Annotated in this window: 20 protein-coding genes; 8 read left to right on the forward strand and 12 right to left on the reverse strand. The window is 35.9% G+C overall.

The window, feature by feature from the left end:
- The first annotated feature begins 1,423 nt into the window (after positions 1–1,423).
- A complete protein-coding gene (locus GJJ64_RS00700; protein ID WP_154285871.1) occupies positions 1,424–1,918 on the forward strand; it encodes a hypothetical protein in 495 nt (164 codons plus the stop codon).
- Positions 1,919–1,931: 13 nt separating this feature from the next.
- Here GJJ64_RS00700 and GJJ64_RS00705 read toward each other — a convergent pair whose 3' ends face one another.
- Entirely contained in the window at positions 1,932–3,518 is a 1,587-nt protein-coding gene (locus GJJ64_RS00705) for a peptide chain release factor 3 (RefSeq protein WP_154285872.1), read from the reverse strand.
- 375 nt (positions 3,519–3,893) lie between these two features.
- Between GJJ64_RS00705 and GJJ64_RS00710 the strand changes: the two genes are divergently transcribed.
- Both GJJ64_RS00710 and GJJ64_RS00715 read left to right on the forward strand, forming a co-directional pair.
- Positions 3,894–4,241, forward strand: a complete 348-nt coding sequence (locus GJJ64_RS00710; RefSeq protein ID WP_149073574.1) for a type II toxin-antitoxin system RelE/ParE family toxin — start codon at positions 3,894–3,896, stop codon at positions 4,239–4,241.
- Positions 4,225–4,530 (forward strand): helix-turn-helix domain-containing protein, encoded by a 306-nt coding sequence (locus GJJ64_RS00715; protein WP_154285873.1) that lies wholly within the window; start codon positions 4,225–4,227, stop codon positions 4,528–4,530. The genes GJJ64_RS00710 and GJJ64_RS00715 overlap by 17 nt, the downstream gene beginning before the upstream one ends.
- A gap of 52 nt (positions 4,531–4,582) precedes the next feature.
- Here the strand turns inward: GJJ64_RS00715 and GJJ64_RS00720 are convergent, their stop codons facing one another.
- Positions 4,583–6,121, reverse strand: a complete 1,539-nt coding sequence (locus GJJ64_RS00720; RefSeq protein ID WP_154285874.1) for a SulP family inorganic anion transporter — start codon at positions 6,119–6,121, stop codon at positions 4,583–4,585.
- Positions 6,122–6,370: 249 nt separating this feature from the next.
- Positions 6,371–6,844 (reverse strand): 23S rRNA (pseudouridine(1915)-N(3))-methyltransferase RlmH, encoded by a 474-nt coding sequence (gene rlmH, locus GJJ64_RS00725; protein WP_154285875.1) that lies wholly within the window; start codon positions 6,842–6,844, stop codon positions 6,371–6,373.
- 94 nt (positions 6,845–6,938) lie between these two features.
- On the opposite strand from rlmH, the gene GJJ64_RS00730 reads away from it, so the two are divergent.
- Together GJJ64_RS00730 and GJJ64_RS00735 are read left to right on the forward strand one after the other, a co-directional pair.
- Positions 6,939–8,762: a MutS-related protein gene (locus GJJ64_RS00730; RefSeq protein WP_154285876.1), complete on the forward strand. Its 1,824-nt coding sequence runs from the start codon at positions 6,939–6,941 to the stop codon at positions 8,760–8,762.
- A gap of 53 nt (positions 8,763–8,815) precedes the next feature.
- Complete coding sequence (locus GJJ64_RS00735) at positions 8,816–9,388, forward strand: OmpA family protein (RefSeq protein ID WP_154285877.1); 573 nt, start codon at positions 8,816–8,818, stop codon at positions 9,386–9,388.
- A 339-nt stretch (positions 9,389–9,727) separates the two neighbouring features.
- Here the strand turns inward: GJJ64_RS00735 and GJJ64_RS00740 are convergent, their stop codons facing one another.
- Genes GJJ64_RS00740 through fucP form a run of 4 tightly spaced genes read right to left on the reverse strand, consistent with a single transcriptional unit; the run spans position 9,728 to position 13,886 of the window.
- Positions 9,728–10,744: a zinc-binding alcohol dehydrogenase family protein gene (locus GJJ64_RS00740; protein WP_154285878.1), complete on the reverse strand. Its 1,017-nt coding sequence runs from the start codon at positions 10,742–10,744 to the stop codon at positions 9,728–9,730.
- 12 nt (positions 10,745–10,756) lie between these two features.
- Entirely contained in the window at positions 10,757–11,584 is an 828-nt protein-coding gene (locus tag GJJ64_RS00745) for an amidohydrolase family protein (protein ID WP_154285879.1), read from the reverse strand.
- A gap of 4 nt (positions 11,585–11,588) precedes the next feature.
- Positions 11,589–12,629, reverse strand: a complete 1,041-nt coding sequence (locus tag GJJ64_RS00750) for an aldo/keto reductase (protein ID WP_154285880.1) — start codon at positions 12,627–12,629, stop codon at positions 11,589–11,591.
- Positions 12,630–12,635: 6 nt separating this feature from the next.
- Positions 12,636–13,886, reverse strand: a complete 1,251-nt coding sequence (fucP, locus tag GJJ64_RS00755; RefSeq protein WP_154285881.1) for an L-fucose:H+ symporter permease — start codon at positions 13,884–13,886, stop codon at positions 12,636–12,638.
- A 101-nt stretch (positions 13,887–13,987) separates the two neighbouring features.
- Between fucP and GJJ64_RS00760 the strand changes: the two genes are divergently transcribed.
- Both GJJ64_RS00760 and GJJ64_RS00765 read left to right on the forward strand, forming a co-directional pair.
- A complete protein-coding gene (locus tag GJJ64_RS00760; RefSeq protein ID WP_229655418.1) occupies positions 13,988–15,028 on the forward strand; it encodes a LacI family DNA-binding transcriptional regulator in 1,041 nt (346 codons plus the stop codon).
- A gap of 287 nt (positions 15,029–15,315) precedes the next feature.
- Positions 15,316–18,174, forward strand: a complete 2,859-nt coding sequence (locus tag GJJ64_RS00765; RefSeq protein WP_154285882.1) for a S8 family serine peptidase — start codon at positions 15,316–15,318, stop codon at positions 18,172–18,174.
- A 1-nt stretch (position 18,175) separates the two neighbouring features.
- Here the strand turns inward: GJJ64_RS00765 and GJJ64_RS00770 are convergent, their stop codons facing one another.
- A complete protein-coding gene (locus GJJ64_RS00770) occupies positions 18,176–18,733 on the reverse strand; it encodes a thymidine kinase (RefSeq protein WP_154285883.1) in 558 nt (185 codons plus the stop codon).
- 126 nt (positions 18,734–18,859) lie between these two features.
- On the opposite strand from GJJ64_RS00770, the gene GJJ64_RS00775 reads away from it, so the two are divergent.
- Positions 18,860–19,831, forward strand: a complete 972-nt coding sequence (locus GJJ64_RS00775; protein WP_154285884.1) for a hypothetical protein — start codon at positions 18,860–18,862, stop codon at positions 19,829–19,831.
- On the opposite strand, the gene rodA is transcribed toward GJJ64_RS00775, so the two are convergent.
- Genes rodA through mreC form a run of 4 tightly spaced genes read right to left on the reverse strand, consistent with a single transcriptional unit; the run spans position 19,821 to position 24,359 of the window.
- Entirely contained in the window at positions 19,821–21,089 is a 1,269-nt protein-coding gene (rodA, locus tag GJJ64_RS00780) for a rod shape-determining protein RodA (RefSeq protein WP_154285885.1), read from the reverse strand. The two genes, GJJ64_RS00775 and rodA, sit on opposite strands and share 11 nt — an antisense overlap.
- Positions 21,079–23,013 carry a penicillin-binding protein 2 gene (gene mrdA, locus GJJ64_RS00785; RefSeq protein ID WP_154285886.1) on the reverse strand — a complete coding sequence of 645 codons (1,935 nt, stop codon included), beginning with the start codon at positions 23,011–23,013 and terminating at the stop codon, positions 21,079–21,081. Before mrdA ends, rodA begins: the two co-directional genes overlap by 11 nt.
- Positions 23,010–23,528, reverse strand: coding sequence for a rod shape-determining protein MreD (locus GJJ64_RS00790; RefSeq protein ID WP_154285887.1), 519 nt, complete (start codon positions 23,526–23,528; stop codon positions 23,010–23,012). Before GJJ64_RS00790 ends, mrdA begins: the two co-directional genes overlap by 4 nt.
- Entirely contained in the window at positions 23,529–24,359 is an 831-nt protein-coding gene (mreC, locus tag GJJ64_RS00795) for a rod shape-determining protein MreC (RefSeq protein WP_154285888.1), read from the reverse strand. It abuts the gene before it with no gap.
- Positions 24,360–24,413 lie beyond the last annotated feature (54 nt).

The raw sequence follows: 24,413 nt of genomic DNA on the forward strand, positions 1-24,413 counted from the left end.
TTTTTACTTACTACTTTTTAAAAAAAACCATTTGCAAGGTGTCCCCCTTTAGAGGGGGTGCAGGGGGAGGAAAAAAGACAGTCTGTATTCCTCCCTCTTTGATTCTCCCTCCAGAGGGAGACACTAGCGGCATAATTACAAAGTTGATGAATCTTTCTACTCCGTACTTTTTACTTACTACTTTTAAAAACCCATTTGCAAGGTATCCCCCTTTAGAGGGGTGCAGGGGGAGGAAAAAAGACAGTCTGTATTCCTCTCTCTTTGATTCTCCCTCTAGAGGGAGACACTAGCGGCATAATTACAAAGTTGATGAATCTTCCTACTCTGTACTTTTTACTTACTACTTTTTAAAAACCCATTTGCAAGGTATCCCCCTTTAGAGGGGGCGAAGGGGGAGGGAAAGGCAGTCTGTATTCCTCCCTCTTTGATTCTCCCTCCAGAGGGAGACACTAGCGGCATAATTACAAAGTTGATGAATCTTCCTACTCTGTACTTTTTACTTACTACTTTTTAAAAACCCATTTGCAAGGTATCCCCCTTTAGAGGGGGTGCAGGGGGAGGAAAAAAGACAGTCAGTATTCCTCCCTCTTTGATTCTCCCTCCAGAGGGAGACACTAGCGGCATAATTACAAAGTTGATGAATCTTCCTACTCTGTACTTTTTACTTACTACTTTTAAAAACCCATTTGCAAGGTATCCCCCTTTAGAGGGGGTGCAGGGGGAGGCTCTTACCACTATTCAGGCATCTTTCTACTTGGTACTTTTTACTTTCTACTCAGAATATCCTCCCTCTTTGATTCTCCCTCCAGAGGGAGACACTAGTGGCATAATTACAAAGTTGATGAATCTTCCTACTCTGTACTTTTTACTTACTACTTTTAAAAAAAAAACATTTGCAAGGTGTCTCCCTTTAGAGGGGGTGCAGGGGGAGGAAGAAAGACAGTCTGTATTCCTCCCTCTTTGATTCTCCCTCTAGAGGGAGACACTAGCGGCATAATTACAAAGTTGATGAATCTTTCTACTCCGTACTTTTTACTTACTACTTTTTAAAAAACCATTTGCAAGGTATCCCCCTTTAGAGGGGGCGAAGGGGGAGGAAAATAAAATAACCGATACAATCGTTACCCCATTCTAAGCCCTCGTTACAAACGAGCGCAAGATGACCACTATTCAGGCATCTTTCTACTTGGTACTTTTTACTTTCTACTCAGAATATCCTCCCTCTTTGATTCTCCCTCCAGAGGGAGACACTAGTGGCATAATTACAAAGTTGATGAATCTTCCTACTCTGTACTTTTTACTTACTACTTTTAAAAACCCATTTGCAAGGTATCCCCCTTTAGAGGGGGCGAAGGGGGAGGAAAATAAAATAACCGATACAATCGTTACCCCATTCTAAGCCCTCGTTACAAACGAGCGCAAGATGACCACTATTCAGGCATCTTTCTACTTGGTACTTTTTACTTTCTACTCAGAATATCCTCCCTCTTTGATTCTCCCTCCAGTGGGAGACACTAGCGGCATAATTACAAAGTTGATGAACCTTCCTACTCTGTACTTTTTACTTACTACTTTTAAAAACCCATTTGCAAGGTATCCCCCTTTAGAGGGGGTGCAGGGGGAGGCTCTTACCACTATTCAGGCATCTTTCTACTTGGTACTTTTTACTTTCTACTCAGAATATCCTCCCTCTTTGATTCTCCCTCCAGAGGGAGACACTAGCGGCATAATTACAAAGTTGATGAATCTTCCTACTCTGTACTTTTTACTTACTACTTTTAAAAACCCATTTGCAAGGTATACCCCTTTAGAGGGGGCGAAGAGGGGGGGGGAAATTAAAATAGCCGATACAATCGTCCTCCCATATGAAGCCCTCGTTGCAACTAGCGCAAGAGGCAGAAAAAGCTTTCCGCTTTAAGCCTTCAGCTTCTCTAAATCCTATCCCATTCTGAAGTATCGTGGAAACTGATTTCCGGAAATTGTTTAGCTGTATATTCTAAATCCCATTGTGAAGAAGAGAAGAAAACAGGTCTGTTTTCTTTATCATAGCCAATTCTGGAAGCTTGAGCTTTTAAAAACTGTTGCATCGCGGCAGGTGTGGTGGCAGAAACCCAACTCGACTTAGAGAAGTTCAAAGGTCTGAAAATACAAGAAGCACCATATTCCTGCTTCAACCTGAATTGAATGACCTCAAATTGTAGCTCACCAACAGTACCTATAATTTTCCTGTTTCCCGGATTTACTGTAAATAGCTGTGCAACCCCTTCATCACTCAATTGGTTGATACCTTTTTCAAGTTGTTTAGTCTTCATCGGGTCTGTATTTTCTAACTCTCTGAAGATTTCTGGTGAAAAACTAGGTATACCTAAGAATTGTAATTTTTCACCCTCTGTAAGGGTATCGCCAATTTTGAAGTTTCCGGCATCGTATAAACCAATCACATCGCCTGGATAGGCTTCTTCAACCAAGCTCTTATTGTCAGCCATAAAGCTAGTAGGAGAGGCAAATTTTAGCTTCTTATCTAAACGGGTATGGTAATAAAAGGTGTTTCTTAAGAAAGTACCCGAGGTAATTCTGCAAAAGGCAATCCTATCGCGGTGGTTAGGGTCTAAGTTGGCATGTATCTTAAATACAAAGCCAGTAAATTTAGCTTCTTGAGGTTCTATTTGTCTGAGGTTAGCTTCTCTTCCTTGTGGTGTAGGTGCAATTTCAATAAAAGTATCTAAGAGCTCCTGCACACCAAAATTATTGATGGCACTACCAAAGAAAACAGGAGCTAGATAACCCGAACGGTATAAACCTAAATCAAAAGGCTCTGCTACTTCTTCAATCAGCTCTGCTTCTTCCCTTAGCTTATGAGCTGCATGCTCACCTAACATTTGGTCTAATTCTGGCTGATTTAAATCGTTGATAGCGATAACATCATCAGCAATTTCTTTTTTATTAGGACTATAAAGGTTTAAAGATTTTTTGTGGAGTTGATAAACGCCTTTAAAAGTATGCCCTATACCAATAGGCCAGCTTAATGGTCGGGTAGAGATATTTAATTCTTTTTCTAATTCTTCCAGTAAATCAAAAGGGTCTTTACCTTCTCTATCCATTTTATTGATGAAGATAATCACAGGGGTATGTCTCATCCTGCACACCTGCATTAATTTTCGTGTTTGCTCTTCAACCCCTTTCACACAGTCAACGACTAAGATTACCGAGTCTACAGCTGTTAAAGTACGGTAAGTGTCTTCAGCGAAATCTTTGTGACCTGGAGTATCTAAGATGTTGATTTTGATGTCTTTGTATTCAAAACCCATTACCGAAGTAGCAACAGAAATACCACGTTGCTTTTCTATCTCCATAAAATCGGAGGTAGCGGTTTTTTCAGCTTTGTTACGTTTTACGGTTCCTGCTTTTTGTATAGCACCTCCAAATAAAAGGAGTTTTTCTGTTAGTGTAGTTTTACCGGCATCGGGGTGACTGATAATTCCAAAGGTTCTTCTTTTGTTGATTTCTTTCTCTAACATTTTTTGAGGTGCTATTAATAGGGCGCAAAAATAAGGAATTTATTGGATGCTGAGGTAGATTGTCTTAAAACATAATTTTGGGTAAGTTAAGATTTAATGCCTACCTACCTTAAGTAAGCATTTCAATAAATCAATATGGAACGGTGTGTTTAGATGGTTTTTGGCATCTCTATAGTCGGCGAGGCTTGTTCCTTTTGTGAGGCCAAAAGAAATCAAAGGAAGCTTCGGCGAATTTATGAATGCTTTAAATCAATTAGAACTAATGAATAAAGTTTTATAAAGTGTTGCTCATGTACTTCAGCTAGCGTGTTTTTGATAAATAAAAAAATGCAAAATTTATGTTTCACTTTAGAGCAACTTTAGTAGCTTTGTAATGTGAGCAAAAATCAGAAGCACAGAAGTATAACATTTTATAAGAACTACTTTCAAGACTTCTTTATTAAACAAAACAAAAAAGTAAAAGCAAAAATTGTTTGGACTTTTGAATTGCTTGAAGATTTACAAAGAGTTCCAGAAACTTATCTTAAACATATTGAAAATACTGATGGACTTTATGAAATACGGGTTCAAATAGGTAGTGATATTTTTAGAATTTTTTGCTTTTTTGATGAAGGGAAACTGGTTGTTTTAGCTAACGGTTTCCAAAAGAAAACGCAAAAGACTCCAAAGAAAGAAATAGAAATAGCACTTAAAATAAAAGCAGAATATGAAAGCGAAAAATAAAAGCTTAACAACTCTTGAAGAGTTCAAAGAAACAAACTACGGAAAACGTGGAACAAAAGAGCGTGATGAACTTGAAGCAGGTTATGAAGTATTTAAAATTGGTGCTTTGATTCACGATACAAGAATTGAATTAGGAATGACACAAGAGCAACTTGCCGAAAAAGTAGGGACAACCAAATCTTATATTTCAAAAATTGAGAACAACATCAAAGAAGCTCGTATTTCTACACTTCAAAAAATTATTGAACTTGGTTTTGGTGGCCGACTTGAACTGAATGTAAAAATTTAGTAAAAAGGATTAGTTTCTAAATCAATCTTAACTAATACGATGAAATATCCTACTAAGCCTTATCCGTCATTACCGGATAATCCGGATCCTCCAGAATATTTACATCAATGATACCTTTGGCATTGGCTAATAAACGTCTACAATCTTCACTCAAATGTTTCAAGTGCAAGATTTTTCCTGCTTGTTGATACCTTTCTGTTAGTTTATGTAGGGCGTCTATCCCAGACATATCTGCAACCCTGCTTTCCTTGAAATCAATGATGACTACTTGAGGATCGTTTTGGATATCGAATTTTTCTGTGAAATGACTTACTGAAGCAAAGAACAAAGGCCCATATATTTCATAATGTTTGATGCCTTGTTCATCTATATATTTCTTTGCTCTAATTCTCTTTGCACTTTCCCAGGCAAATACCAAAGCAGATATCACCACGCCTATAAGCACTGCTAAAGCTAGATTATGTAGCCAAATGGTAATAAGGGCAACTAAAATACCTGTTAAAATATCTTGTTTAGGCATTTTATTGATGATGCGAAAACTTATCCATTCAAAAGTACCAATGGCCACCATAAACATGACACCCACTAAAGCGGCAATGGGAACTTTTTCTATCACAGGTGCACCTATCAAAACAATCAATAAAATGGTAAAGGCAGCAATAATCCCTGATAAACGGGCTCTTGCACCAGCAGAAAGGTTAATAAAGGTCTGGGCTATCATGGCACAACCACCCATGCCGTAAAAGAAACCATTTAAGAGGTTTGCGCTACCTAAAGCCAAGCATTCTTTATTCCCTTTTCCTTTGGTATGGGTAATTTCATCAACCAGATTGAGGGTTAACAAGCTTTCTGTTAAGCCAACACCAGCCATAATTAAAGCGTAAGGGAAAATTACTTTTAATGTTTCCAGATTAAAAGGTATCTGTGGAATATGAAAAGGAGGGAATCCGCCACTTACTGAGGCGATATCCTGTACCGTTTTGGTATCAATACCTAATGCTAAAACCAAAATAAATACAATAATTATAGCCACCAAGGAGGCAGGAATGGCTTTCGTGATTTTAGGAAAGCTTATAACTATTGCAACGGTGAGGGCTATTAAACCCAACATGGTATATAGGGCTTGTCCGCTTAGCCATACTTCTTGTCCGTTTACAACCGTTCTAAGTTGTTGAAACTGAGAGGTGAAAATAATTACTGCTAAACCATTCACAAAACCATACATCACAGGTTGAGGTACTAACCTAATAAATTTACCTAATTTGAATAAGCCCACTAGAATTTGGATTAATCCGGCCAGAGCTACTGCGGCAAGGACATAATCTAAGCCATGATCCTGCATTAATGCAATAAGCACAACAGCTGTAGCACCCGCCCCGCCAGAAACCATACCGGGTCTGCCGCCAAAAACAGCAGTTACCAAACCCATCATAAAAGCAGCATATAAACCTACCAAAGGAGGGAAACCTGCTAATATGGCAAAGGATAAAGATTCTGGAACCATGGTCATGGCTACTGTTAAACCTGCTAGTATTTCTATCTTATAATCTATTTTTTGTTTAAAATCAAAGAGTTGCAATGTGGCTTTCAAGTGGTGGGTTATTAGTTAGTTGGTAGTCAATTGTCTATGGTTCATTGTCCATAGTTTATTGTTAATTTAAATAGCTATTATAGTGGATTTTATCAGGCTTTCCGCTTTTTTAAGCCTTCATCCAATAATACAAGGCTATAAAAATAAGACTTACCAAAATGGAAAGTATCCAGAATAAGCGTTTTTCATTGCCGCTATTATCGCTTTTAAAGTGATATTTTCTTTTGTTTCCTAACATAATGTTAATTTTTATTCGTGATGATAAGGTTCTCCTTTTAGGATAGTAAAAGCTCTGTAAACTTGTTCAACAAAGAAAAGGCGTACCATTTGATGCGAAAAAGTCATTTTAGAGAGCGATAATTTGTCTTGTGCTCTTTGGTATAAACTAGCATCAAAACCATAAGGGCCGCCAACAATAAAAACCAACTGTTGTACACTACCAATCATTTTTTTATTCATAAAATCGGCAAAATGCATAGAGCTCAATTCTTTTCCTCTTTCATCTAATAACACCACATGATCGGTATGGTTTAATTGTTTAAAAATCATTTCAGCTTCCTTACTTTTTTGCTGGTCCTCGCTTAAACTCTTCGTTTTTTTTAATTCTGGTATTTCAATAATTTCAAATTTGATATAATGCTTAAGCCTCTTGAGGTATTTTTCTATCCCCTCAAGAATATATTTATCCTCGGTTTTACCAACGGTTAAGAGTGTAATTTTCATCTATGAATATTTATTTAAGACGATGATTGCCTTTCTATATTTTGAGGGCATAATATGGTAAAATGTTTTAATATCTTGCTTCAAATTTTTCATCATGTTATCAACTGATATTCTAGAAGATTATCAATCGCAAATTTCGGACCTTAAAGTGCAAAATAAAGCACTTAAAAAGTTAATCAATAAATACTCTTTTGCTCGGTTAGGTTTATTTTTATTGGCCATTATCCTCATCAAGCTCTTTTTTAATGTTGGCTTAACAGCTGTAGCTTTTATCGCCACATTTCTTTTATTGGGTTTCTTGATATTAGTTAAAATACAACAAAAAAAGGTGGATTTACTGCGCTTTCAAGAAACTAAATTAAGACTTTTAGAAAATGAAGTAAACGTGTTAGCAGGAGGCGAAAATATTTACGATGATGGTTCTGATTTCATCGATGCTCAACACCCTTATACGGATGACTTGGATATTTTTGGAGCTCAATCTTTGTATCATTACCTCAATAGATGTGTTTCTTCTCAGGCTACTGAAATTTTGGCTAGCTGGTTAAAAACACCAGCAGAGCTAGCCACCATTCAAGAGCGACAAGCAGCTGTACAAGAGCTAAAAAATGTCCAAAAAGATGGACTAGAATTTAGAACACGTTTGTTTTTATTAGAGCCAAAGCTTTTAACAACTCTAGGACATTTTATATCCAAAGATTTGGGCGTTTTATTAAAGTTCCTGAATCATAAAGGACTGAAAAATATTGTCCGTGTTTTACCATTCATCAATTTATCTGTTTTAGCTATAGCGATATTTTTAGGGAGTTTTTGGTGGAGTGTTTTAGGTTTAATTCTATTAGGAAACGGCCTGTTCTACTCTTTTTTTAAGCAAAAGATAGATGTGGTGCATCTGCAAGTTGAAAAAGCAGCAAATGCGCTAGATGCCTATGCCCGCAATGTGAAATGGATTGAAGATAAGTATTGGAAAAATAGTTTGATGAATGATTTGCTTGAAGGTATAAAGCCAGAAATACCGCTAAGCGAAAAAATAAGCAGCCTAAGAAAAATTGTTGTAAGGCTCAACTATCGTTTAAATATGTTGGTGAGTTCTTTCTTGAATCTCTTTTTCCAGTGGGACTTGCATACCCTTTTTATCCTAAAAGATTGGCATCAGCAACACCAACATAGTATGGTTTCTGGTTTTGGAGTTATGGCACAGGTAGAAGCTTTATTAAGCTTAGCTAACTTAGATTATAATCATCCTGAATGGGTTTATCCGCAATTAGAGCAAGATTTTAGTTTTAGTACCAGAGCGTTAGGGCATCCTCTTATTCCTCAAAAACAGCGAGTAAATAACCATTTTCATTTAGTTGTGCAGCCTACAACAGATGTAATTACAGGATCAAACATGGCCGGTAAATCAACATTTTTAAGAACTGTTGGAGTAAACATGGTTTTGGCTTTTGCAGGAGCTAAAGTTTGTGCTTCTAGTTTTAAAACATCCATTTTTAAATTGGTAAGCTATATGCGCATAAAAGACTCCTTACAAAATCAAACTTCAACTTTTAAGGCCGAAATAGATAGGTTAAAAATGATTTTAGATTATACCAAGCAAGAAAAACAGGCTTTTGTATTGATAGATGAAATGCTGAGAGGAACAAATAGTAAAGACAAATATTTAGGTACGAAAGTGTTTATAAAAAAGTTAATAGCACAAAAAACGCCAGGCTTTATTGCTACACATGATTTACAAATAGCTGATTTGGTAGAGGAATATCCAGAACAATTGCGGAACTTCCATTTTGATATACAAATACAAGAAAATGAAATGTATTTCGATTATCAAATTAAAGCAGGGAAGTGTGAAAGCTTTAATGCCTCTTTACTTTTAAAAGCTATTGGCTTAGATATTGATTCGGAATATAAGTTAAAATAAGCTTTACATGTTTGGGTTTATTTGTTAATTTCGAAAATTAACGCGAAAAAAATATGAATATTAGAGTGACTATGATGGCTTTATTAGCCGTTACAATTTTTTACAGCTCGTGTAAATCTAAAAAAGTAGTACCACCACCACCGCCAGAACCTGTAGCTGCAGCACCTGCTCCAGCTCCGGCACCAGCGCCTGTAGTGAAAGATACCGACAATGATGGTATTCCTGATGATAAAGACGCTTGTCCGGAACAAAAAGGAACATCTGCTAATGGTTGCCCAGAAGTGGTTGAGCAGGTATTTAACTACAAAAACATTCAGTTTGAGTTTAATTCATCAGTATTAAAAACTTCTTCTTACGAAGTGTTAGATGAGGTTGCTAGAATGATGAAAACTAAACCTGAGGCTAAATTTCAATTAAACGGACATTCATCGGCAGAAGGTACAGAACAAAGAAATATGATGCTTTCTGTTGATAGAGCTAACGCCGTAAAAGCTTATTTAGTAAACAATGGAATTAAATCAAGTAATTTAATCACTAAAGGTTTTGGAGAATCATCTCCTTTAGTAGCTAATGATACTGAAGCTGGAAGAGCAAAGAACAGAAGAGTAGAGATTAAGCCTTTATAAGATTAGTTGACGGTTATCAGTTACCAGTTATCTGTTAACAGTTTTAATAAGCTTTATAACTAAAGAAGCGAACTTTTAAAAGTTCGCTTCTTTTGTATAGGGATGTTTTAGGTGTCAGTTATCAGTTGCCAGTTCTGGGTTGTCAGTTAATAGTTGTCGATCTTATAGCCCAAGGTTTAAACCTTCGGTTATGGTATTCGTATTATTTAGAGATTAAATCGCTAAGCCAGTTAAGCACTCGTTACAAACAATCGCAAAATAATATTCTACAATACAAACCATCGCAAGAGACACCCAGCTGCTTATAACCTATAACTTTGAACTTATAACCTTCAACCCTTAATCCAAATCCACTACCGCTTTAATAACGCCATTTTCTGGATTTAGCCAAGTATGAAACTGGTCTTTAACCTCATCAAATTTTACACGATGTGTGATATAAGTAGTTGGGTCTACTTCTTTATTTTCCATAGCCTTTATCACATGCTCAAAATCTTCACGAGTAGCATTTCTACTGCTCATTAAAGTAGCCTCTCTCTTGTGGAACTCTGGGTGACTAAAGCTGATATCACCTTTTTGTAAACCTATCAAAACAAATCTTGCTCCATGCGCCATATACTGAAAAGCATTGTTGATAGCTTTTAAATTTCCGGTAGCATCAATCACCACGGTTGGCATATCGCCATTAGTTATTTTTTTTAGTTCTTCGGTAACATCTGCCTCTAAGGCATTAATGGTATAATCAACTTTTAAGCGCTCTTTACAAAAAGAAAGGCGGTTTTCATTAATATCTAAAGCAATTACTTTTGCCCCGGCTATACGAGCAAATTCCATAGTGCCTAAGCCAATAGGGCCAGCACCAATTACTAAAACAAATTCTCCTGGTGTAACTTGGGCTCTTCTTACGCCATGGGCACCAATAGCCAAGGGTTCTACCAAAGCCAAAGCATCAAAGCCTAATTGATTACCATGTAAAAGCGCATAAGATGGTACCGATACATATTCTGCCATGCCACCATCAATATGAACACCAAAAACTTGTATAGCAGCACAACAGTTTGGCTTCTGATTTCTACAAGCCACACATTTACCACAATTGAAATAAGGGATGAAACTTACTGATTCTCCAACTTTAAAATCAGGAGCGCCATCTACAGCTATAAGTTCTCCAGCCAATTCATGTCCCAATATTCTAGGATAGCTAAAGAAAGGTTGCGTACCTTCAAAAGCATGTAAATCTGTGCCGCAAATGCCTATTCTTTTTATTTTAATGATGGCTTGTCCTTTTTCTAAAACAGGTTCTGTAGCTGTTCTATAGGCAAATTTTCCAGGCTCCAGGCATTCTAATACTTTCATGAATAATCTTTGTTATATGTTATAAAATTTGGCAGCGTTTTCTCCCATCACCTTAGCTTGCTCTATACTAGATAAAGATTGGATATAGGTTTTAAAAATCTCTAAAACCTGCTTATAATCGGCAGCAACGCGGCAAACTGGCCAATCACTACCATACATCAATCTATCTGTACCAAATGCATTAAAAACAATATCCAGATAAGGCTCAAAATCTTCTTGTTTCCAATTTTTCCAGTCTGCCTCCGTTACCATACCAGAAACTTTGCAATATACATTCTCATGTTCTGCAAGTTTTCGGATGGCTTTCTCCCAATCTGTAATTTTTTGATTTTTAATATCTGGTTTAGCAATATGGTCTAGTACGAAAGCTTGGTTAGGAAAGGTTTCAACCAAAGTGCTAGAGAAGTTAATTTGGTCTTCAAAAATCAGGATATCATAAGTAAAACCAAATTGTTGAAGCTTAGAAATACCATTCATGAACTCCTTTTTCAGCATCAGCGCTCTATCTTGCTCGCCTTGTAAAACATGGCGGAAACCTTTCATGATAGGAAACTGTTGGTAATAGGCCAAACGTTCTTCTATATTATCAGCTTGTAAATCAACCCAACCTACTACGCCTTTAATAAAATTATTTTTAGACGCATTATTTAGCTGGAAATCATTTTCCTCTTCTGATTGATGAGATTGTACTGTGATACAGCCGTCTAAACCATTTTCTTTTAAAATAGGGTGTAAGTCTTCAGGTAAATGGTTTTGCCTGATGACTGACATGTCATCAGAAATCCAATCGTATTTTATAGGGTCGTATACCCAGAAATGTTGATGTGCATCTATTTTCATATCCTTAAGAAATGCTTAAACTAGGTTTTAAGGTAATTAAATTTTCTTCTTCAAGTTTTTGCCAAAAAGCGTCGCAAATGTAATCATTTGCCATGGCTATATTACCTTCAACACGTTTTGGATTGCTGGTATTAAGTGCAATACTTTTTACACCAGGTGCCGATAAGCCAAACTGTACACAAGCGCTCGCTGGTTTAACGTCAAATTCTGTACAAATTTTATAAAACTTGTCTCGCCATTTAAATAGCTCCTGATGCTGTGGCTTATCTCTACTTACCGGAACGTAGTTGTAAAAATCTCCGCCAGTTAAAAAGCCAGCGTTAAACACTGCCGAATTGATAATGCTTACACCTTTTTGGCTTAAAGCAGTCATAAAATCTAGTAATTCTTTCGGGTGACTATAAACTGTCATGCTGTTGGCTATCATCACCCAATCAAAATCTAAATCAGCACTAAGCTCTTTAATAATTTTCCAATCTTTAGCACCTACACCTATGACTTTAACTTTACCTTGTCTTTTTAAATCAAACAAAGCTTTATAAGCATCCAAAATGTTTTGATATCTTTTAGAACGATCTTCTGCAGAGCTTGCTGCAATTAAATACTCGTCTGGGTCATGTACAGAAACCATTTGTGGGATATATGGACCCAATAATTGGTTGCCTTGTTCAAAGCATTCTAAAATACCATCATAACTTATTTTTTGTACCGCATCGTTTTTAAGATTTTTCCAAACATAGGGCTCAAAAGTAGGTTCGTCGGTTTTAAGCTCGGTACGTAACCAACCTAGTTTATTACTGATGATTACTTCTTCTGGTTTAACGTTTAGCTTCTTCAGACAATCTCCTAAAGCTTCTAAAGCTAAACCAGCACCATATTTACCCGCACTATCAAATACCACAGGCTTGTCAGAATGTAGAAAGCATTGTTTAACAATTTCTAGTTTGGTGTCATCATCTAATGCTGTAAATAAATTACCTAAGCTGCTGGTTCCAAAAATTACTTTTGGTATTTGTAACCCTTCGCTACTGTTTGTACTATTCATAAAAAATTAATGAGCTGCTGTAAGTTTTAAGTTTTCTATTTTAATGTTTTTAATGGCGAAATATAAGACCATCAATAGGCAAACTGCTGGTATGGTATAAGCTATTTGTATATTGCTGATATCTGATACTGCCCCCATGATCACTGGGAAAACTGCACCCCCTACAATAGACATAATCACCAATGATGAGCCGTCTTTTGTTTTGCTTCCTAAGCCTCTTACGCTTAAAGCAAAAATGGTAGGGAACATGATAGATAGGAAGAATTGAACGGCTGTAAGAGCATAAATGGTAAACATACCGGATGTAAATACCGCTACTAATAAAAGTAAAATGACAATGATAGTATAAGCAGCAAGTAGTTTTGGTGGAGCAATAAACCTCATGAAGAAAGTGCCAGCAAACCTGCCAATCATAAAGCCTAATAAAGCACCAGATAAGTAATAAGCTGCTGATACTTCATTGATACCTACAACATAACCACAAAAGCGTATAAAGAAACTACTGATACAAACTTGTGCACCAACATAGAAAAATTGAGCTAGAACGCCTTGTATTAAGTTTTTTTCTTTAAAGATAGAACCCTTAGTTTCTAAAGAATCATCTTCTTTTATTTCTGGAAGATGGGTTCTCCACAAAAATATAGCTACCAGCAATACTACTATCCCGATTACAATAAAAGGTAATTGTACAGATTCTGCTTCCCGTTGTAAGAAGCTGTCTATTTCAGCAGGGGATAAGCCACTTTGGGTATCGGTATTAAATTCTTTTCCTGAAAGGATGAAGCGCCCACCTATGGCAGGAGCTAAGAAAGCTGCTAAGCCATTAAAAGATTGGGCAAAATTAAGACGCTGTGTACCAGTAGCAGGATCGCCCAAAACCGTCATATAAGGGTTTGCCGCAGTTTCTAGAAAGGTTAAGCCACTGGCTATGATAAATAATGCTGCTAAAAAGAATACAAAAGAACGAGTTTCTGCTGCAGGGTAAAATAAGAATGCCCCAATAGCAAACATCATTAAACCGAATATGATGCCGCCTTTATAACCAAAGCGTTTCATGAATTTTCCTGCTGGGATAGCAAATAGGAAATAAGCGATGTAAGAAGCAGAGTCTATAAAAGCAGATTGTGTATCTGTTAGCTGACACGCTTTTTTTAAATGAGGGATAAGAATAGGGTTAAGGTTTAAAGCAAATCCCCATAAAAAGAATAAGGAGGTAATTAAAATTACCGCAAATAAAGGCTTGTTATTTGATTTCATTTTTTTTGAAGGTTATAATAGGTTATGGAACAAATATAACTTATTGGAAATCGATTTCTAAAATATTATTTAATTTTTTTTAAACTGTTTTATGTAGTTTTATGGCTATTGTTCACATGGCTAAAAGAGAAAAGAGAATAACCATTTATGATTTAGCAAAATCATTAAACATTGCACCATCGTCTGTATCGAAGGCGTTAAACAATTCGCATGCTATTAGTAGTAAGATTAAAAAGATGGTGGAAGATAAAGCTAAAGAGCTTAATTATATCCATAATACCAATGCTGCTAATTTAAGAAGAGGTTTTACCCGTATTATAGGGGTTATTGTACCCAAAATAAATGAATCTTTTTTTGCCAATATCATTGCCGGTATAGAGAAGGTTTGTGTGCAGTATCAATACAGTTTAATTATTTGCCAAACAGAAGAATCGCTAGAAAAAGAAGTAAATGCGGTAAAAACTTTAATTAGGCAAAATGTGGATTGTATTTTAATTTCTTTATCTCTAGAGACACAAACTACAGCACATTTAGAAGAAATTAAAAATAACCATATTCATTTTATACAGTTTGATAGGGTATCGCCAGCCGTAGATAGCTATACTGTAGTAAACGACAATGCAGCGGCCTCTTATCAAGCAGTAAAACATTTAGCTGAACAAGGGTATCAAAAAATAGCTTATTTTGGTGGTCCTGCTCATTTAAACCTTTATCAGGAAAGAAAAAAGGGATATAAAAATGCTCTTAAAGATTTAGGTTTAACCTTTAACGAAGCTTTTGTTAAAGATGAGATTATTTCTACCGAAAATGGTAGGCAAGAAGCTTTAAGCCTGCTTCAGGCTGATGTTAAACCAGATGCTTTTTTGTGTACCTCAGATTATGTTTCTTTGGGTGTATTAGAAGCCTTAAAGACGCTAAATTTAACATCTCCTAAAGATATTGGTATCATCGGTTTTGCCAATGAGATGTTTACCCAATTGATACAGCCTTCCTTATCCTCTGTAAATCAATTTAGTTATGAAATGGGCGAGCAAATTGCTAAGCTTTATTTTGATGAGGTGATGAAAAATAAAGAAAATGATAAGGTAAAATCTGTTAAAGTAAAAACAGAAATTGTTGAGCGATCATCATCAAGCAGGTAATACACAAAAGTCTATAAAAATGTTAAGCCCCAAACCGGGGAGGAATGGAGCTTAAACTAACCAATTATAAACCTAATTTTTATGATAGGACAACCTAAAAATGTAATAATTCTTTGTTTATTACGATGGTGTAAAATTAACACTAACAGCTGGGTTTATTGTCATGCTAACGTCATGAGCATATAATGCTTTTGTTACATAAATGTGTTTTTATGGTTAAAAAAGCGATTTTTACACCTAAACATTCCTTAAAATTTATAAATTAGAGCCTCACTTTAAACCATTTTATGAAAGGAAGTTCTTCATTGTTAGTTGTTTTTCTGTTTCTGAGTGTTTTTACTGCTCTAGCAGATGATCAGTCGAAGAAGAGAAAATTTAAACTTCCTGTGGGTGTAAGTTCTAAAGATTATATTCCTAATAGTATAATTATAAAATATAAAAACATCAGTACCACAACCAGTCGTTCTGTAGAGAACAAGCTGATGGTAGGTAAACAAAAGGTGCAATTTGTAAAGCATCAGCCTATTTTAAAGGTAAATTACCTTTATGATCTTCCTTTACAAAAGCAGCTAGCTCTAGATAAGGCTGGGGTAAATAAAATTTTTGAGTTAGAATACCGTTCCTCAGCACCTATAGAAGAGGTTATTAATGCCCTATTAGAACAGGAGGAGGTAGAATACGCTGAGCCTAGATATATCTACCGTACAACTAATGCTCCTAATGATCCTTTTTTTCTACAAGGTTTTCAAAATAGTCTTTCACAAGTGAAGGCATTAGAAGCCTGGGGTATTCAGAGTTCTGCCAACGGTCAAATTATTGCCGTTATAGATTCTGGAGCCGATTTGGAACATGAAGATTTAGCTGCTAATATCTATCTAAATACCAACGACCCTATTAATGGTATAGATGATGACGGGGATGGTTATACTGATAATTACAGGGGGTGGGATTTTGTAGGTGCTTCTTTTACCGGAGGTACACCTGATAATAATCCAGATATTCCGGCAGATAGCTTAGACCATGGAATGCATGTAGCGGGTATAGCCGCTGCCGTTACCAATAATGCTAAAGGAGTGGCTAGTGTTTCCAGAGATGCCAAATTAATGATACTAAAAGCAGGTTCTGATGATAATGCTTCCGCCATTTACAGAGGCTACGAAGCTATTTTATATGCGGTAAATAAAGGTGTTAAAATTATCAATTGCTCTTGGGGAGGGCCAGGGTTTAGCTCTTTTGGGCAAGATATCATCAATTTTGCAGTGAGTAATGGTGCTTTAGTTGTTGCTGCAGCAGGTAATAGCGGAAGAGATGGTTTGGATTATCCTGCTGCTTATAAGGGTGTTTTGGCAGTAGCAAATGTAAATGCTAATGATGTTAAAGCGGGCAGCTCTAGCTATGGCTTTGATGTAGATATTGCTGCTCCGGGGCAGAATATTTTTAGCACTATTAATGGAGGAGCTTATGGCACTAAATCAGGTACCTCCATGGCTACACCTTTGGTATCAAGTGCGGCAGCTCTTGTTGCTGCAAAATATCCTAATTTATCCGGAGTTGCTATTGGTGAAATATTAAGGTTAAGTGCTGATGATATCAGTAACATTGGCGATAATGCCGCTTACCAAAATAAGTTAGGGAAAGGCAGGCTCAACGTTTTTAAAGCACTGCAAAATAATTCTTTTGTCGCTATAAGAAGACAAAATATTATTATTGAAGATAATTCTAATGGTGTTTTAGCGGCCGGAGATACAGTAAATTTAGCTGTTGATTTAAAAAGTATTCTGGGTAATGTTAATAACCTGAGCGTTACTTTACAAACAAATAATTCTGATGTTGAAGTTATTACCCCAACCTTAGTTTTAAATAGCTTAAATGAGTTAGAAGTAAAGCGTTTAGGGTTTTTTAAGATATTCTTATCACCTCAAACACAAGAAAACAGAGAAATAATTTTTACCCTAACTTATCAGTCATCCAACTATCAAGATCAGGAGTTTTTCTCTTTAAGGGTTAACCTAGATTATCTGAATATTATTAACAATCAAATTGCTACTACTTTAACCAGTAATGGAAGAGTAGGTTTTAGTTCAAATGATGCAGAAAATGGTTTGGGCTTTATCTATCAAAACAAAAATCTGCTTTATGAATCTTCTCTCATGATAGGCAATAGCGCTACCAGAATTTCCAATAATACGCGTTCGCCGCAAATTGGCAGTTCTGAAGAAGATTTTATAAAAATATCAAGACCTATAAAAAACAATGCTAATACAACGGCCTTAGAAGCCTCGGCTACTTTTAATGATTATGGCTCAAACAGTCCTTTAGATGTAGAGGTTACAAATCGGCATATTGCATATCCTAATTCTCCGGATGATAAATATGTGCTGATAGATTATATCATCAAGAATAAAAGTATTGTGCCCTTAAATGGGATTTATATTGGTTTATTTTGCGATTGGGATGTAGAAGCTAGTGATAAAAACGTAGTAAAATATCAGCCTGCTGAAACTTTAGCTTACACTTACTCTTTAAATCCGGGTAACCCTTATACTGCGGTTAAGGTGTTAAATACTGATGGGGCTATTCAGTTTTATCCGATGTCATATCAATTGGTAGGTGATGTTCTGGAGGATGATGTTTTTACGAGGGCAGAGAAATTTACAACACTTAGCAGTGGTGTCTTTAAAACAGAGTTGGGAGAAAGTTTAGGAGGCTTGGATGTGATGTATACCATTGGCGCAGGTCCTTATAATATTGCTTCAGGAGATTCTGTTCAAGTAGCTTTTGCTTTTATTGCAGGAGATAATTTAAATGACATCATAGTTTCTGCTAATGCCGCCGAGCAAAAGTTTAAGAACATTCAGTTGGTTGTTCCAGAACCTATTGATAGGTTTAAAGTATCTCAGAATTATCCTAACCCTACAAGAAGAAATACCTATTTTGATATGTTTTTGCCAGAGGCGGGTGCTGTAAGTGCAGATTTGTTTGATATTGGTGGTAGGAAACTCAAAAATATATACAATAGCACTCAGCTAGATGCAGGTAAACATACTATAGCAACGCAAGTAGATGATTTAAGTACCGGTATCTATTATGTAGAGTTTCGTTATCAAGAAAGCAGAGAAATCGTGAAAATTATTGTGACAAGATAATTTATTCAGAAGTATGGTAGCAAACTCGGCAACGTGGTTCGTAACTTTCTTTTTCTCCTAAAAGTACTTTATTGGTGTTTTCAATCAGCCTATAGCTGTAAAGTGCTGGACCTCCACATTTTACACAAACCGCTTGTACTTTAGTAACTTCTTCTGCTATAGCCATTAAAGCAGGCATAGGGCCAAAGGGTTTACCTGTAAAATCCATATCTAGGCCTGCTACAATTACCCTAATACCTTTATTGGCCAGTTTAACGCAAACATCTGGCAACTCATCATCAAAGAATTGGGCTTCATCAATACCAACTACTTGTGTATTGCTACCATAAAGTAAAATTGCTGATGAATGATCAACCGGGGTAGAGTGGATAGAATTTAAATCATGAGATACAACTGCAACTTCATCATATCTGGTATCGGTTTTAGGCTTAAAAATTTCTACTTGTAATTTAGCTATTTCGGCCCTTCTTAGCCTTCTAATTAACTCTTCTGTTTTACCAGAAAACATAGAACCACAAATAACTTCTATGCTTCCTCCCAATTCGCTTTTTCTTTTCAAGATACCGTTTTTAATGATATAATTATTTGCTTCTGAAAACGTTCAGAGAAACGAATATCAGAATTTTAATGTTATTTTTGAATGAGTATTTACCAACATCGTTGAGCCCGAGAAATATAAATCAATATGATGAATAAGCAGGAGATTTTAAAGAAAATAGGAAATATTATTCAAGAGTTAAATGAACAGCATCAATACCTAAGTCATGTTCAAAAGATAAATATTCTTGAGTTAGAGTTGTTTACTGCAAATGCCGATTTTTTAATAGATCATATAGAAATATTAAAAAAGCTAAACGATACAAAAGGTTGGCAAGAAGATACATTAGCGGCTAAGCCTATTTTAGCAGAGGTAGTTCCTGTTCAAGAAAATAAACCTATAGAAGTTGTTTTTGAGCAGGAGGCCGAAGAAGAAAATCTTATTGAAGAAGTTGCTTCTATAGAGGAAGAACCTGCTTTACCAGAGTTTAAATTTTCTTTTGATGAGCCTGAGCCTACAGAAATGATTTTTGATTTTGAAAAGAAATTGGCTGTAGAAGAAGTTTTTGATAGAGAGCTTACTCAAGAGGAGCAACGCGTTTTAGCAGAAAAGCAGCAAGCTTTAAAAGCTGTTGCAGCGCCAGAAGTACCGCCTATGGATGAAGTAGAGGAAGATACTGAAGTAGAAGAGCCGTTCATCATTCATCGTGAAGAATCAAAAGAAGTACAAGAAATGCCTTTATCAGCAGCGCCTATTGAGATTTTTCAACCTTCAACTCCGGTAGATAAAATTACACCATCCGATACAGAGAAACCTAAGTCTTTAAATGAAGTTTTATCGGCCAGTAGAGAGGGGGCTGGTTCTCATTTATACAGCAAGCCTGTTACTGATTTAAAAGCTTCTATATCTCTTAACGATAAAATGATGTTTATAAAAGAACTTTTTAATGGCTATAATTTAGCTTATAGCGAGGCTATTGAGATTTTAAACAGGTTTGATACTTTTGATGCAGCGGATAATTTTTTATTAAAGAATTATGCTGATAAAAATAATTGGGCACAAAAACAAGAAGTTGTAGACCGTTTATACGAGATTCTAAGTAGAAAATTTAAGAGTTAATACCCATACGGTTGGCATCAAGTTTTAACAAGATAAAAAGAAGTATTGTAAAACTGATTAAAGAAGAGCCTCCATAGCTTAAAAATGGTAGAGGTATACCTATTACAGGCATCAAACCAATCGTCATGGCGATGTTGATAAAGAAATGGCAAAATAGAATACAAGCTACAGAATAGCCATAAATCCTATTAAAAGAAGAGCGCTGTCTTTCTGCCAACACAACTATCCTAAGCAATAGGATGAGGTAAATAAGAATAACCGTAAAACTGCCAATAAAGCCCCATTCTTCACCTACGGTACAAAAAATAAAATCTGTACTTTGCTCTGGTACGAAGTTAAATTTAGTTTGGGTACCTTGTAAATAACCTTTCCCTAACAAACCGCCTGAGCCAATAGCTATTTTAGATTGGTTAACGTTATAGCCAGCGCCTCTTAAATCTGTTGAGATACCTAAAAGAATATCGATCCTGCCTTTTTGGTGTGATTTCAAAACGTTATTATAAACGAAATCTACACTAAACATAAAAATAATAGAGAGTATAAAGCCCGCTATAAAAGTGGTAACTAGCTTTCTGTTTTTTTGATAGTTATAAATGAGTAAACCAGTAAGGGCAATTAAAACTAAACTTACTGCCAGCTTTCCAAATAATAAGGTAGTGATGAATAAAATAATCATCAATACTCCGGAAATGAGGTAATAAGGAGAAAGTCCTTCGCGGTACAATACCAAGATGAGCGACCCAAATACCATAGCAGAGCCCGTGTCTGGCTGCAGCATAATGAGAAACATCGGAAGTCCTAAGATGGCGGCACACATTACCTGTGTTTTAAAATCGGTTAGCTTAAAATTACCAGAACTAAGGTATTTAGCTAACAGTAAGCAAGATGACCATTTAGCAAACTCAGACGGTTGAAGTCTAAAACTACCAATAGGTATCCATGCTTGGTTACCACCTACATTTCTTCCTATCACTAAAACAATGATTAAAAGAATAATGGTTATTCCGTAAAAAACAGGCGAAAAGGTACTAAAAAATTTTGCATCCATTAAAAGAATGGCAGTCCCCGTCATGATAGCTACAATAATAAATATCAGCTGTTTACCAAAATTGGTATTCATATCAAAAATAGATATGGTTTCATCAGTAAATACAGCAGCGTAGATATTAAACCAGCCAATAGCCATCAATAGCAAGAAAAGTAGGATAGTAAAACCATCTACATTGAAGAAAAAGCTGCGGTTATGGTTATTGTTCATCTTTCTTACTACTTATTTGGGCATTTACTGGTAAAGCATTGCTTGTAGCGGGTTTACTGTTTGTGCTATCTTTTTTTACCCCGGGTCTAATAACTTTCTTTTGACCGGGTAATAAATTGGCTTTTAAAATTCTTTCTGTATAATATTTTGGTCTGGTGATAGAATCTCTAAGGTATTTCTCTATCATTAAACTGGCAATAGGTGCAGACCATGTAGAGCCAAAGCCTGCATTTTCTACCACTACCGCAATTGCAATTTTAGGATTTTGTCGTGGCGCAAACGCCACAAATACCGAGTGATCTGCTCCGTGAGGATTTTGTACAGTACCTGTTTTACCACAAATTTCTATATCAGCAATCTTTGAAAAATAACCGGTACCTCCTGGGGCATTCACAACCCGGCTCATTCCTTCTATGACAGGTTCAAAATATTTAGCATCTATGCCTGCGCTATTTTTTATAGTGTATTCCTCTTTGATAATTTTTTTATCGCCAATAGCTTTTATTAGGTGTGGTTTATAGTAAAAACCTCTGTTAGCAACAATAGCCATAACATTTGCCATTTGAAGTGGTGTAATTCCTAGCTCTCCTTGCCCTATGGATAAAGAAATATTAAAGCCCGAACCCCATTTATTGCTTCCCCATCTTTTAGTGAAATAATCTGCCGTAGGTATAAGGCCATCTCTTTCGGCAGGTAAATCAATACCTAACTCTGCTCCAATTCCAAATTTCATAACAGCTTCACGCCATCTGGTATAGGCTTTGAATGGTTTTAAACCAGTTTTGTCTATCATTCGGTTATAAGCATAACCATAATAGGTATTACAAGAACCTTCAATTGATTTTTCTAAGGCAATGGTACCATGTACGTGGGTACATCCCATAAAACCTCTGGCTCCATAACGGTAACCACCTGGGCAATGGAATGTGGTTTGAGCGGTAATAGCCCCCATTTGCTGGGCAACTAGGGCATTAATAACTTTAAAAATAGAGCCTGGAGGGTATTCTGCTTGTGTAGGCCTGATGAACATGGGTTTGAAAGGATCTTTCAAGAGTTTCATGTAATTATTTCCTCTTTGACGGCCTACCATTAAGTTTGGATCGTATTTTGGACTACTTACAAAAGCTAGAATCTCACCTGTGGCAGGTTCAATAGCTACCACGCTACCAATTTTATTATTCATCAATTGTTCGCCATACAATTGCAACTCTTTGTCTAAAGAAGAAATAAGCTTATCTCCGGCAACAGCTAAAGTATCATATTTACCTTCAAAAAAGCTTCCCTGTTCTCGGTTATGTACATCAACCATGATGTTTCTAACGCCTCTTTGTCCTCTTAGTAAATCCTCGTAAGATTTCTCTATACCCGATTTTCCTATATAATCACCTTGAGTGTAAAAGCCATCATACTTTTCAATCTCTTTATCGTTAACCTCACCAATATAGCCTAAGAATTGTGCAGCGGTAGAGTCTGGATAATAACGTACAGACCTAGCTAAAACATAAAAACCTGGAAACTGGAATTGTTTTTCTTGAAAAGCAGCATAAGTTTTGGCAGAAAGCTGTTTTTCAAACAACGACGCCCGGTAAGGAGAGTAGTTATTAGCTTTTTTATATTTTTTATCAAACTCCTTTTTGGTGATATCAATTAATCGGCAAAATTCAATAGTGTCAAAAGGTTTTACCTGTTTAGGTATAATCATTAAATCGTAAACCGGTTCGTTTTGAACCAATACTTTCTCATTTCTGTCTAAGATGATACCCCGGGCAGGGTAAATGATGAGTTTTCTGAGTACGTTGTTATCTGCAGATAATTTATAACGGTCATCAATAACTTGAATGTAAAACAGGCGAGCCAATAAAACCAAAGCGGTAACAATAAATAGGCCTTGGATAATGTATCTACGAGTAAAAAAACTATTCATTTACGCTGTTTTTTTCTATAAAACAGAACTTCTGTAATTAAAATTAACGTTACTGTAAACGTTGAACTTACCAGAACCCTGCTGAAGGTATTGAGTATTTCTGCAAATTTAAAAACCTCCAGATTAAACAGAAAAAAGTGGTGAGTTATTGTGAGGATAAGTGTATAAAAGAAAAACCATCTGAAACCCATAATACCTAAAGTGGGCTCGGGGTCGCTATCATAATTATCTTTTTGTACAGTAATACTTATAAAAAACACCCTCATTAATGCTAAAACCGTACAAGCAGCAGCATGCAGACCTAAAGTATCGCTAAACAAATCTATACTAAAACCCATTAAAAAAGATAGGGTGAATAGTAGGATGTTAGGCGTTTCAAAAGGTAATAGCAGGATAAAAAGAATGTACAAAAAAGGCACATTAAGGTTATAAAACACCATATTCTTCAACAGGAAAACCTGTACAAAAAGCAAGATGATAAACCTTAAAATGTTATAAAGCAGAATTCTACTCATTTATAATTCTTTATTTTGTGCCTCTAACTGTAATTGTTCTGAAGCGAAATTATTTTTAATAATATACACATGCTGTAAAGCATAAAAATTGGTTGATAACTTCACACTGATATCTAAAAAGCTACCCCCACCCTTAACGCCAGATTTTAAAACTGTACCCACCACTATCCCTTTAGGGAATATTACACCTAAGCCAGAAGTAACTACTCTTGATTTAGGTTTTATATTAAGTTGATTTGGGATATCTGTTAAGGTAACAATTTGTGCATCCTCTCCGTTCCAGATTAATGGGCCAAAATATGGGGTTCCTTCTATAGATGAAGTGATGCGTGTATCTTCATGTAAAATAGACTGTATAGAAGAAAAATTCTCGGATACGTTCCAAATGATGCCTACCACACCCGAAGGACCAATAACGCCCATACCTTTTTTAATGCCGTGTTTACTGCCACGGTTAATGGTTAAGTAGTTATTTCTTGAAGTAATAGATTTATTAATAACCTCAGCTTCTATATACTCGTATTGTACTTTATTAATAGTATCTATTACCTTTTTGTTTATCAAACTATCGTTAAAATATGCAGATGGTAATTTACTTCTTAAGAGTGCGTTTTCGCGAGCTAAGCTATTATTTACAGCTTCTAGATTTAAATATTTACTGATATTGTTATAACGCTGGTAAAAGTTACCAATGATTTGGCTGGAAGAATTTAAAGTGCTTGAGCGCTGAAAATCATTGTTTCTAACCAGTAAAATGATGGAAGTAGTAAAGAATATGACAAATAAAAAGAGGGCATTATAATTACTAATAAACCTCCAAAGATTGCGCATATTATATTTGATTTATGATTGTTGATTTTAGATTTACGATTTTATCTGCTATAA

This window comes from Pedobacter puniceum (assembly GCF_009674685.1).
Taxonomy (GTDB): Bacteria; Bacteroidota; Bacteroidia; order Sphingobacteriales; family Sphingobacteriaceae; genus Pseudopedobacter; species Pseudopedobacter puniceum.